Here is an 11,544-nt window from a genome sequence, read left to right on the forward strand (position 1 = left end):
CGGGCTCAATATCGCCGGTGTCAAAGAGGGCGATTACTCAACATTCCTCTCAACCCATCCTCAACAATCTAGATCTGTAACATCTAGACCCACTGTTGGCCCCTGCCTGTTACAAATCGAGACAAACCAAACCCGCCTGCCAGTAAATCTCAATCTGTAACATCTAGACCCACTTTTGGCCCCCACCTGTTACAGATTTGGACAACAGGAACCGTCCAACATAACATCTCAATCCGTAACATCTATCGGCCAAAAACGACCCCAAGTGTTACAGATTTAGACAAACCAAACCGAGTTGCCGAAAGAACTAAATCTGTAACAGTTACCCGGCAAAATCCATCCCTCGTGTTACAGATTTAGATAAACGGAAACCGGCACGCTGGTCTGTCTCAATCTGTAACATCTAGCCGCCCAGATCGGGTCCATCTGTTAGAGATTAAGATTTTGTTTGAAAGGCTGAGAGCAGGACCCGAGCGGAAAAGCGGACAGGCCGACGGCATCGCCCCGCCGTCATACCGAGAGCCGTGCCACGGCAGCCCGGGCGTGGGCCAACCCCGCAATTCCGGACATTCCATCCCTTTTCCGGACATTTTTAGCCCTTTTCCGGACATTGTCCGCGAATGTCCGGAAACGGGACCGTCATGTCCGGCTCCTATTTTACCCTGATGTACTTTCTTGCACGCGTCTCTCCTGCCCCCAGGAGCTTCCCGGCGTCGACCAAATCGGAAATATGCCTTCGCACCGTCCTCTCAGTAACGTTTGCAATATTCGCCACCGCTGTCACCGTTACATATCCGTAAGACTCCAGCATGCGCTCAATAACCCAATCAACATCGAGTTTCTGAACCGTCTCCAAGTTCGACGCTACGGGGACGCGTGCGTCGAATACGTCGCCTTCAACGAGCTCGGGCTGTCCGCCGCCATACGCCCACGAATACTTGAACATATTTCTCGTACCGCTTCCCAGCGATTCCGCTCTGCCTATATTGCTAAAGAACTCCGCAATAATTGGATTTTTAGGCAGAGGGTTAAAATGGCTCGGCGATAGTTCACCGACAAATCGCGGCCGGCTTGCGTTCTCCGTATGAATACCTTCGGCGTCAATAACCATTTTCGCCGGATAAGGATTGGCATACTCGCGGTGAATAAGCGTGTTGGCAATTAGCTCACGCGAAATGACGTCTCTCAGGCTAATTGACTGCGTCCCCTCAAGAAAAAACTTATCGGGCAAGTGTTTCTGGGCGAACTCTAGGAGAATATCGTAAGCCTCGATTAGATTAGTCTTCACGACAATGCGGTCATCATAGCGATCGATGTCATCACGCTGGACGTATGCATCAGTTTTGTAAGACGGAGCAATGCTTGAAATCACGTTATCTTTGCCAAGCAAAAGCGCAGCCGCAAACGTGTAGCCCTCAATACCCGTCTCATAGTCTTTAAGATACAGATTTGCGCTCCGGAGCAAATCTTCATCGTTCATCTCTGACCATGGATGGTTCGCACGCTTCGCCGCGGCCATTTTCCTAACCCGCTCCAGCAGATCAAGGCGCAGGTCGCTTAGTTCGAGATAGGGATAGACCCTTCGCTCGGTATAGTAATCTTGCTTACGGATATACATTGCCGCAAGCTGAGTGTCGGTTGTCACCTTCCGATCCGTATCGGCGATCCTGTCATACGCCACGCCCTTCAATTTGTGAACGATAGCGCCGACGACCACCCAAATACGTAAAACCAACTTGTCCCCATATTCAACTCTCTCGAGCTCAATAGAGGGCGGAGCATTAAAGAAGTTGGGGTCATTCAACCGATTCGCTATATTTCGTTCTATTTCGACAACATGAGAAGGATTGACTCCAATAATCTCAGGCTTTCCTGTACCGGATTTTTCAGCATCAACAATCCCAAGCAGGATATTGCCTCCTTGTCGATTTGCAAAAGAGCAGATCGTTTCAAACGTATCGATTTCCGGCAGGTTTCCGCATCGCTTAAACTCAATGGAGATGCCTTCTCCTTGAGCAAGGATTCCCTTAATGTCATCCGAGGTCATTTATCTGCCTTTCAGTCTCGCTCTTTTAGGACATTTTAAGCGGTATACGGACATTTTTAGCCCTTTTCCGGACATTGTCCGCGAATGTCCGGAAAAGGATCGTCATGTCCGAGATGGGACTTGGCCAATAGCAGCTCCCCAGCAAAAGGTCCCCAGCCCCCAGTTAACCCCCCCCTAGTTCTTGCTTTACCGGCACGCGGCGGATTTAACATGTGGGACACCCCTTCGGCTAAACGGAGGCCGCCACTGCAGAGCATCTTATTCTGCAACGCTTGCCCAGCAAAACCGTCCCTCGTGTTGCGGATTTTAGATAAACGGTAACTGACACGCTGGTTTGTCTCGATCCGTAACGATTAGCCACCCAATTCGCGTCTACGTGTTACAGATTGAGATTTTGTTTGAGAAGTTGAGGCCGGAGTCCAAACACAAACGCGGCCGGATCGACGACATCGTCCCAGCGCCACACCAAAGACCACGCCACGGCAACCCGAGCACGGGACACCCCGCCATTCCGGACATTTCAGCCTCTTTCCGGACATTTTTAGCCCGTTTCCGGACATTATCCGCGAATGTCCGGAAACGGGACCGTCATGTCCGGGATGAGATTTGGCCAACGGCAGCTCCCCAGCAAAGCCCCCAGTTCCACAGTAGAGTTCCCTAGTTCACGCCATGTCTGTGCACACCGACATTAGTTACCCGCGGGGAAGTGACAAAGGGGCAGCCCCTTGGGTCATCGATGCCACCGCGGCCAAGGTGCGACATTACTGCGACAAAAGTGCGACATAGAGCGACCACTCTATTCGACCGACGAGCGCCTTCGACCGGACATTCCGCCCGCTCGAAGGCGAGGCAGAGAAACCCCAGTGGATCTTCTCCGCCGGGCGGATGTTTGACGCCTTCAGCCTGCTGGCGGACCTCATGGGCCGAGCCGAGCGCGAGGTCGCCCTCGTGGACGGCTACGCAGACGTCCACACCCCGAACATCCCCGGATGGCAGACCGTCAAGGCAACGATTGGACTAAAGTTGGGCCTCCCACAGTATTTAGCCCTTCAAACGATCCGTCATCTTTATTTTTAGTCGTTAGATTGGACTAAAATTGCCTAAATTTTGTTATTTAGTCGTATTTTACGGCTAAATAGTAGCCACAAGTTCGCTAGGAGCGATCGTGCACCCCAACGATCACGACGCCCTGAACCTATCGCCCATAGTCGAAAAGGAACAAAAAGCTCGGAAGCCGTTAAGTTTCCGAGCTGCAAGTTCTTGGTCGCGGGGGCAGGATTTAAACCTATGACCTGCGGCTTTTAGTCAATCTCGATAAATCTCGCACAACCGCGCGAAACCGCGTAGCCCTGGCCGATTCCGCAAACATAGAGCCCCTAATCCATACCGTCCGTGGGCAGCAAATCATGCTCGACACCGAACTCACTCGGTTGTACGAGGTAGAGACAAAGAATCTCAACCGCGCCGCCGCACGCAACGCCGACAGATCCCCCGAGGACTTCCGTTTTCAACTGACCAAGGAGGAGGACGAGTCTTTGAGGTGCCAAATTGGAACCTCAAAGACCATGGAGGGCCGCGGCGGGCGGCGTTACCTCCCCTATGCCTATACCGAGCAGGGCATAGCCATGCTGTCCGGCGTGCTACGCAGCGAAGTGGCGGTGCAGACCAGTATCAGTATCATGATGGCGTTTGTCGCCATGCACCACCTCCTCGCCGAAAATGCCACCCTGTTTGAGCGGCTGCGCGGTGTCGAGTTGAGTCAGGCGGTGTTTCAGCAATCGACCGACGAGCGTTTCAACCAGGTGTTCCGCTTGCTCGAAGGCGAGGTCGAGAAACCCCAGCGGATCTTCTTCGCCGGGCGGATGTTCGACGCCTTCAGCCTGCTGACAGATCTCGTAGGCCGCGCCGAGCGCGAAATCTCCCTCGTGGATGGCTACGTAGATGTCCACACCCTGAACATCCTCGCAAAGAAGCGCAAGGGCGTCGCGGTGACCGTCTACACGTCCGGCAACCGGCTCACGCAAGGCGACGTCGACGTGTTCAACGCACGGTACCCGCAGCTTACCGTCCGCCGCACCAGAACGTTCCACGACCGCTTTCTTATCCTCGACAGTGCGACCGCGTATCACATCGGCGCATCCCTCAAGGACGCAGGAAAGAAGTGCTTCGGCATAGACCTCATCCAAGACTAGGAGCTGACGAAGATGCTCATCGAGAAGCTAAAGCTCCTCGATGAGCATCAAACGGCTTGAGCGTTATCCGACCTCTTGCCACAAGTCCTAAAGTTTGAGCATGATCGCTGAAAGCCTCGTTAGTCAACATGTCAAAGCAGGCCCTGGTCCGCAAGCCTTCGATAATGCTTGCCGAGGAGCGTCAACCGGCAGGACTTGCTCTCCATCGCCGCGTTCCACATATGGTCGGCGCCAACTGGAACCAGAAGACCATGCCGGTTGTATTTCTGGAGCAGAGAGAACACCCGGTTGTTCCCGGGCTCTGCTGGAGGCATAGCGTCTGTTCTTCCCTCGTCCCTTGGCTCATACGACGGATCCAGCCTGTATTCATAGTCCTCTGTTGGGAAGAGCTTTTTCAGCTTCCGCAAATCATCGAGTGAGATTGCGGGATCGACCTCGCGCAGCGACACGAAGCTGTCCGTGTTCGTTTTGAAAACGGGTCTTTGGTCCCACATGCCAAGCGATTGATCGATGTGCGCATAGACGCTACCCGGCGTGATGCTGCCCGTCAGGTTCGCCGCAGCACCCTCTAGAGCGTTTATGAGGAGACTTGTAAAAACGCCATGCCCCTTACGCTCAAGCGAGGGCTGATCGCTTCGCGAGGCGGTGAGTATGGTGACGCCCTCCGAGATTGCGGCATGGTTCTCCATGCCCGGGACCGACCCTGCCGCCCCCGAATAGCAGCTGTCAAGGATAACGATTCTGTGGCGCGCGCTCGAGCCGTTCGCCAGATCAACGAGTTCCCTCAGAGAGAGCCCCTCGTCTCCCCGAGTGGAATCAGACCCATTGATAAACCCGCCGGTTGACTCGATATACCCGTGTCCAGAAAAGTAGAAGAGCGCTATTTCGGCTTTTGACTGAAACAACCTGCGCGCCTCATCTTTGATTGCAGCGCGATTCACGGCATGGTCTGGGCCGGTTGCATACAGCTCCTTGCAGTCAAAGTTTCTGCTCCGAGAGGAATCCCCGTTGCGCTTGAGGAGGCGCGCGACCTCCTTGGCATCGTTCACACAACCCGAAAGATTTGGTATGCGCTTGTCAGAATAGTAGTTAACTCCAACTACTAGGGCCATCCTGTCCATCGCCCAGCTCCTACAGGCTGTCGATGAAATCTTCGATATGGCTCCAGGTCCATGAAACTGTGCATACACCGGGAAGATCAGTTCGGTCATCGCTATACGCCCAGATTCCCAGCACCTTCTTCCCCTCCTCGCGCGCGCAGCCGATTTCCCACTTTTCCCCACTTGAGCCCAACGAGTTCTTGCTTACGAGCGCAATCACACCGTCGGAGCGCTTAATGCGAGTGCGGACCTTCTCCTTCCAGGCGGTTGCGTACGGCTCCTTGACCGACATATCGATGTACTCGAAGGGCGACTTCGTGTTGAGCGACTGACCCTTCAGAAAATCGCGTTGACGTTCGTCCTCGATTGCAAACGCAACGAATACCGTCTTCTTTTCCATAAATCTTACCTTTCGCATATAAAAACAGCTCCTTATAAGTATAAACCTGACCGGTTGCGATTCTCCACCGGAGCGACCCACCGCATTACCGCGCTCATCTGCACGTCGCAAGGACCCCACCTCCAGCGGGCTCCGATAAAAGTGGAGAGTGGAAAATACTACGACATCCCATGTCGCAGTAAATGTCGTAGCAACGTCGTAGTAAACCAGCCACGCCGTCCTAAGTCCCAACTTCGTGGCAGCCCATGCCCGAGATACGGCGGTGGCCTTCGGGTGGCGTCTTGATTCGAGCCACCGTTGCCGCAAGCTTAGTCAAGCCCGTCGGCCCCAACACGGCGCCGCGTCACATGCGCTACGTCCCATACTGGGCCTAAGGGGCAGCCTGACTTTCCGTAACTTTCCAAAAGAGGGGAATTGCCCCTCTTTTTTTGATGGGCGGGGCTTCGAGCTGCGGATACGTATCTCTTCAAGTCGCCTCTAACTTTCCTTAACTTCCCATCCGCCCCATTCCCACGTGTTGCGCCTCAGCTGCGCGGCGTCAAGAGCGCTCACGGAACCTCGCACAAATCTGCGCTCCGCTCCGATTGGTGGAGGTTGCCGCGAACAACCCCTGACCCCCTTCGTCTCGGCGCGGCGCTTCAGGGAGCAAAGCGCAAGGCGCCGCGGGGCAAGCGCCTTCCGCTTTGCCCGCAGGCGGAGATTCTACGGGCCGGGAGGCCGGAAGGTGTTAGCCTGGATTGGCAACACCTATTTGGACGATTCCGGGAGGGACAGCCCCGCCTTTCTGAACTCGACCGGCGACATGTAGCCCAGCGTCGAGTGGATCCTGAAGTTGCCGTACCGGTGCACGTAGTCCGGGAGCTTGGCCCGGAGCTCGCGCGTCGTGCCGAACGTCTCGCGGTGGACGAGCTCGGCCTTCAGTATCCTGTTGGTCGACTCGTCGACGGCGTTGTCGTAGGGGCAGCCCTTGGCCGACAGCGACCTCTCTATGCCGAAGGCCTCGAGCATCGGGTCGATCCCGGCGTCGTCGAACTCGCTGCCGCGGTCCGTGTGGAAGACCTCGATGTCCGAGATGGGGAAGGAGGGCGTCGCGAACGCCAGCTTGACCGGCCGGGCGTCCTTCCCGGGCCCGGCGGAGTGGCCGACGATCTCCCCGTTGTAGAGGTCGACGAGCAGGCAGACGTAGTTCCACGAGGCCCCGACGCGCACGTAGGCCAGGTCGCTGCATATATGGGTGCGCGGCGCCCTGCCGCCGAAGCCGCGCGCGACGACGTTCGGCACGTCGGCCTCGTTGACCGCCCCGGGGGTGCACCTTGAACCTCTTCCCGCCGTACGCGCTGGCCGGGCCGTTCTCCCTCATGATGCGGCAGACCCGGCGCCGGCTGACGGCGACGCCCGACCTCTCGAGCGACGCCTCTATCTTGCGCGAGCCGTACCGGCCCTTGCTGGCGGCGTGGGCCGCGACCACGGCCGGCGCGGCGGGGTCCGGCGCGGCGGGCCGGTCGGGCCGCGAGCGCATGGAGCGGTACGTCGACCTCGCGACGCCGAGGAGCCCGCGCTGCGCTGATATGGGGTAGCGGCCCTCGTTGGCCGCTATGGCCCTCACTTTCGAGCGCATATCGGCGCCGCTTGTTTTAAGACGTCGACCTCCATCCGGAGCCTGCGGTTCTCGCGCTCGAGCTCCAGGATCCGGTTCTGCTCGGGCGTGCGGTTGTCCGCGGCGCGCGGCGAGCCGGTCGCGTTTATCGACTTGATCCACCTCTCCACGGTGCTCTTGCCGAGGTCGTACTCGTCCATGGCCTCGCGCTTGGGCTTGCCGGCGTTGTAGAGGTCGACTATCTGCCTCTTGAACTCGTCGGTGAAATGCCTCGGGTGCCTGGGGTCCCTCATATACGGCCCTCCCGTCTCCTGCGCCCCTCCCGGAACTGTCCACACCAGCGTAGCCAATCCACCGGTCAGAGCTCCACCAAGGGGACGCAGAGCTCCTCGTCCGGCAAGTCGTTCTCCGTGGCGCGCCGCCCGCTGATCACCCCGTCGGAACTCATGGCCTGGAGCGCGCGCGTGAACGGTGCGCTCGTGATCGACGCGGAGGGACCGATGGCGCTCGCCAGCCGCGACATCACCGAGACGTTCCTGGGGCCGCTGCTGGGCCTGACGTCGCCGGAGGCCGAGGGCGCGCTGCTCGCGCGGGCGCTCGAGGGGGAGGTCCGGAACACCTCCCCGGCACCGGTATGGCGCATCCCGGGGAAGCCGAAAAAGCCCAAGGGGTCGCCGTCCGGCGGCAGGAAGCGCAAGGTGTCCGCCGCGCCCGACGGGTTCTGACGCGTCGTACGGCCCTGCCTGCGAAAACGGCCCGCCGTCATACGCGCCTCGCGCGCCGTATGGCGGCGGGCCGTGACCGCCTTCCGGTTTAATCGGCCACGCTACCAGCGGAAACGAACTCGGCACGCCGAGTTGCGCCGCAAAATCCCGGGCGCCCGTAGTGCGCCCTTATCCTGCTCCTCATGATGGCGTACCTCGACCCAAAGGCCCTCCAACACGTCGTCGAACCCGAAATCGAGCTCCGCCTGGGCGCTCTCGCCGAGCGCATCGCCCAGGGCGAGCTCCGGCACCTTCGTCACACGGCCGTCCAGCCACTCAATCTCTGTCATCGCGCGCATGGTGCAAGCCCCTTCCGACACGGGATTGTCAGCTCAACCCGACCCTTACCCATACGGACGAACATAACTCGCCAGGGGAAGCCCCTGAAGGCCGTGCGCCACAACATGAGGCCGAATCCGCCCCCGGCTGGACAGGCCAACAACGAAGGAGCACACGGAACCGGCGCAGCGTTACAACCGTCCCGGCAAGCGTGTCACTTGGCCAAGTCATGATGCCGACAAACCCGGAAATGCTCCAACGGAGCGCCGAACGAGCGTAACAATATAAAGCCGTGCAACACGCGTTGGACGACCAGAACATCCCAAACAAAGGCCTGTCGGTCCCACCTTCAAGCCCAATAGCAAAATGTGCATCAGCGGATTTGCAGCGATACAAGTCTCAACCGTCACCATCACACCGCAGCGCGCCTAGTCCCACTCATCCTACTGCAAATGTCCCAGAACGAGAAAACGTCCAGCTTAACATGCCAACCTTTATATCCGCACGCGCGTAATTCAACTCATAAGGACCGGCTATCCCTTACCTGTGACACAATCTCAAACGCACAGAACAGAATCATCAGTCCAATCATCGCATAAGAGGAAGCCGAACCTTCAAGCACTATTCCACAAAGAACAATCTCCGCGCCGCCAATAAGAACTGTTATCAGGCGCTCTGCCTTTTTGCTCTCGCCGCTCGCATAAAAAGGCGGCAAAGCGCACAAGGTCACATATAGCCCGGGAAGGGAATACAGGATCGATAGTCCAAGTCCCCCATCAACCGCAGTGCTTTGCGTAAGAATCAACTGAACCCAAACGGCAATTATCACTGAGCAGGTTGTCGATAAAAGAAGACTAGAAATATAGCACGCAACAAAGTCCCGTCGCATTCGAGCAGAGAAATCCGCGAACTCTCTTCGTCGCGTGGAAACAATAAGGTACACAGAAATTGCAATAGAACCAATCAGAGAAAACAGCGGAACAACCAGCAATTCAAGCTTATTACCCCATCGATCAACCACGCCCCCACTCCAATGAGCGGGAATTGTATCAGGGAGGGCTGACCAAGCCGCCCATAGAATCAGAAATGGAAGAATAGAGAGGATGAAGGATGATAACACTGCAGTAGTTTTCTTTGAGGCTCTCATCGATTCCGCATCTCCTTGCGCGCTCACATTCCACTCCGCCTTAAATCAAGTTTAAATAAAAACTTGAATGCAAATTTGTTTTGATTAGTATGGAAACTATATCTATTTAGTTCTAATTTGTTCGTAGTATCAAATCGATACCGACACTAGCGTGACACAGTCTTTCAAGACAGCTATTCAACATTGGTGGTCACCGCTATGGACAATGTGAACCACCTAAACGAACTCTCAATACAGTCCCAGCTTAGCACCCTTGAAAAACTGGTCGCGGACGCGGAACAATCTACCGACGCAAGACGCGATTTCGAAGCTCAGCCTCGTGCCGTATTCCAGAAATATGGAATTACAGACCTCCAAATCAAAGCGGGAAATCGAGAAGTCTCTGTACGAACTGGTGGAGTCAACCGAAAAGGAGGCGCGTGTCCCCGTTGCACGCGCAGTATATCGTCGTATCCAGCTCCCACCGTCCAAGGCACTTGGACGGTGGGAGCTCCGCATCCCCGGGAAAGGAAAAGCGCGGCCCGTCCGGACCGCGCCCGCGCCCTCCTCCCATTTCACCCCGCGACGTAAACCGTCCGGCCCGTCTCGCAGTCGATGGTCTCGGCATCCCCGAACCCAACCCGGACGGCAGCCCATCCGCCGGCGCCCGCCAACGCGTCGGCCTCGGACCTCGCGGTGGCGATGAGTCGCTCGAGCGCGGCCGAACCCGCCGGTGCGGTCCCCACCTCGAACGCGCCGCCGTCGCCGCCCGACTCGTACTCGACGACGACCGTCGAGCCGAGAGCCTCCTCGAGGGTCTCGCTCAGGCCGCCCATGCCGTCGAGGGCGTGCCCGGCGACCGTGGCCAGCGGGTAGCGGGCCATCCCGGACGCCGCCGAGCGGACGGCCATGCGAAGCAAGCCGGCGGCCTCGAGCGCCTCGATGAGCGCCGCGGGGACCGCGGCGTCGATGGCGATGTTGCCGTGCCCGCGGCACCACTCGGCCGCCGACGGCACGTTCGCCGTGAGCACGCCCCACCCGGCCATGTAGCCCTCGGAGCGCGGGTCCGTGGCGTCGAGGAGCAGGACGGCCAGGCCGCCGCCCACGTACTCCCCGGCCACGAGGGCGAGGCGGACCGCCTCGCCCATGGAGTCGAACTCGACCGTGACCATGCGGCTACCTCCTCCTGACGGCGCTGAGCGGCTTCGGGGAGAAGTGCTCGTCGCGCTCGACGGCAGCGAACCCCATCTGGCGGTTCAGCTCGGCCATCTCCTTGATGCTGAAGTAGCCGAGCTCGTCGTCGTAGCCCTCGACGAGGCCGAACGCCTCGTCCGTGCCGTCGAACTCGAGCAGCCACCAGTCCCATCCGTTCACGCACGAGAAGTAGTGGGCGTAGACCGTGGGGTCCTCCGCCCCGTCCTGCCCATAGAGCCCCGGCACCGTCTTGGCGATTTCCACGGTCATCAGCTGCTGCATGTCTTCCTCCGTTCCGGGCACGTGGCCCTCAACATCTCGCCCCTGCGGGCAAAGCCGAATGGCGACGCCGCGCGTCGTCGTCGGCTTTGCTCCCTGCAAAGCCGCACCGGAGTGAAGACGGGTCAAGGGAGGTCCATGACGACCTCCACCAACCGGAGCGGAGCGGAGGTTTGTGCGGGGTCTCATGGGCCCCCTTGACGCGGCGTAGCGGAGGTGCCACCCGGCCGCGGAGCCGTGGCCGATTCACGACGGACGCCGGCAGCCCGCGTCCAACATCGATACCATTTAAGGCCCTATTTACTTTTTGAAAGGAGTCGCATGGAACTCGAAGACATCATTTACGAGCTCACTTGCCTTCATGAGTCGATGCTTTTCTGCTGCGAGGACCGATTCGGTAAGGAGGACCCGGTCTTCGCGCATTACTGCATGGCGCTGGGGAGGATCGTCAGGGACCTCGAAGAAACCGAGCGGCGCATTCGGACCGAAACGGCCAGCGCTAAATCACGTCAATAAGAAACGCCCCGGCACTGAACTGCACCCCAAAACTTGGACGGCTTAAATAA

At 58.1% G+C, this 11,544-nt stretch carries 12 protein-coding genes and 1 pseudogene; 3 read left to right on the plus strand and 10 right to left on the minus strand.

Annotation, left to right across the window (positions count from 1 at the left end; translation table 11 throughout):
- Positions 1-652: 652 nt before the first annotated feature.
- Positions 653-2,047, minus strand: a complete 1,395-nt coding sequence (locus DWZ52_RS09500) for an RNA-binding domain-containing protein (protein WP_117640492.1) — start codon at positions 2,045-2,047, stop codon at positions 653-655.
- A gap of 1,406 nt (positions 2,048-3,453) precedes the next feature.
- Here DWZ52_RS09500 and DWZ52_RS09510 point away from each other — a divergent pair.
- Positions 3,454-4,239 (plus strand): ORF6N domain-containing protein, encoded by a 786-nt coding sequence (locus DWZ52_RS09510; protein WP_233524944.1) that lies wholly within the window; start codon positions 3,454-3,456, stop codon positions 4,237-4,239.
- A 131-nt stretch (positions 4,240-4,370) separates the two neighbouring features.
- Here DWZ52_RS09510 and DWZ52_RS09515 read toward each other — a convergent pair whose 3' ends face one another.
- The 5 genes and pseudogenes from DWZ52_RS09515 to DWZ52_RS10205 form a co-directional block, all read right to left on the minus strand.
- Positions 4,371-5,450 carry a caspase family protein gene (locus DWZ52_RS09515; RefSeq protein ID WP_233547307.1) on the minus strand — a complete coding sequence of 360 codons (1,080 nt, stop codon included), beginning with the start codon at positions 5,448-5,450 and terminating at the stop codon, positions 4,371-4,373.
- Positions 5,371-5,739: a TIR domain-containing protein gene (locus DWZ52_RS09520; protein WP_117640488.1), complete on the minus strand. Its 369-nt coding sequence runs from the start codon at positions 5,737-5,739 to the stop codon at positions 5,371-5,373. Before DWZ52_RS09520 ends, DWZ52_RS09515 begins: the two co-directional genes overlap by 80 nt.
- Before the next feature lie 747 nt (positions 5,740-6,486).
- Complete coding sequence (locus DWZ52_RS10195; protein WP_233547308.1) at positions 6,487-7,020, minus strand: IS3 family transposase; 534 nt, start codon at positions 7,018-7,020, stop codon at positions 6,487-6,489.
- Positions 7,021-7,129: 109 nt separating this feature from the next.
- Positions 7,130-7,357: pseudogene (locus DWZ52_RS10355) on the minus strand (IS3 family transposase); the annotation flags it as partial.
- Entirely contained in the window at positions 7,342-7,629 is a 288-nt protein-coding gene (locus DWZ52_RS10205; RefSeq protein WP_233524942.1) for a transposase, read from the minus strand. The gene DWZ52_RS10205 and the pseudogene DWZ52_RS10355, both read right to left, overlap by 16 nt.
- A 117-nt stretch (positions 7,630-7,746) precedes the next feature.
- Here DWZ52_RS10205 and DWZ52_RS09530 point away from each other — a divergent pair, with 117 nt between their 5' ends.
- Positions 7,747-8,061 (plus strand): hypothetical protein, encoded by a 315-nt coding sequence (locus tag DWZ52_RS09530; RefSeq protein ID WP_147352162.1) that lies wholly within the window; start codon positions 7,747-7,749, stop codon positions 8,059-8,061.
- A gap of 101 nt (positions 8,062-8,162) precedes the next feature.
- Here DWZ52_RS09530 and DWZ52_RS09535 read toward each other — a convergent pair whose 3' ends face one another.
- From DWZ52_RS09535 to DWZ52_RS09985, 4 genes are all read right to left on the minus strand, one after another.
- Positions 8,163-8,399: a hypothetical protein gene (locus tag DWZ52_RS09535; RefSeq protein ID WP_117640486.1), complete on the minus strand. Its 237-nt coding sequence runs from the start codon at positions 8,397-8,399 to the stop codon at positions 8,163-8,165.
- A 500-nt stretch (positions 8,400-8,899) separates the two neighbouring features.
- Complete coding sequence (locus DWZ52_RS09540; RefSeq protein ID WP_199411551.1) at positions 8,900-9,553, minus strand: DUF1648 domain-containing protein; 654 nt, start codon at positions 9,551-9,553, stop codon at positions 8,900-8,902.
- Between the two features lie 527 nt (positions 9,554-10,080).
- The gene (locus DWZ52_RS09545) at positions 10,081-10,677 is read right to left on the minus strand and encodes a hypothetical protein (RefSeq protein WP_117640484.1); all 597 of its coding nucleotides are present in this window, start codon (positions 10,675-10,677) and stop codon (positions 10,081-10,083) included.
- A 4-nt stretch (positions 10,678-10,681) separates the two neighbouring features.
- Entirely contained in the window at positions 10,682-10,981 is a 300-nt protein-coding gene (locus tag DWZ52_RS09985; RefSeq protein WP_158549349.1) for a DUF2958 domain-containing protein, read from the minus strand.
- 318 nt (positions 10,982-11,299) lie between these two features.
- Between DWZ52_RS09985 and DWZ52_RS09555 the strand changes: the two genes are divergently transcribed.
- A complete protein-coding gene (locus tag DWZ52_RS09555) occupies positions 11,300-11,494 on the plus strand; it encodes a hypothetical protein (RefSeq protein WP_117640482.1) in 195 nt (64 codons plus the stop codon).
- Positions 11,495-11,544 lie beyond the last annotated feature (50 nt).

The organism is Collinsella sp. AF33-16, assembly GCF_003475325.1.
Classification (GTDB): domain Bacteria; phylum Actinomycetota; class Coriobacteriia; order Coriobacteriales; family Coriobacteriaceae; genus Collinsella.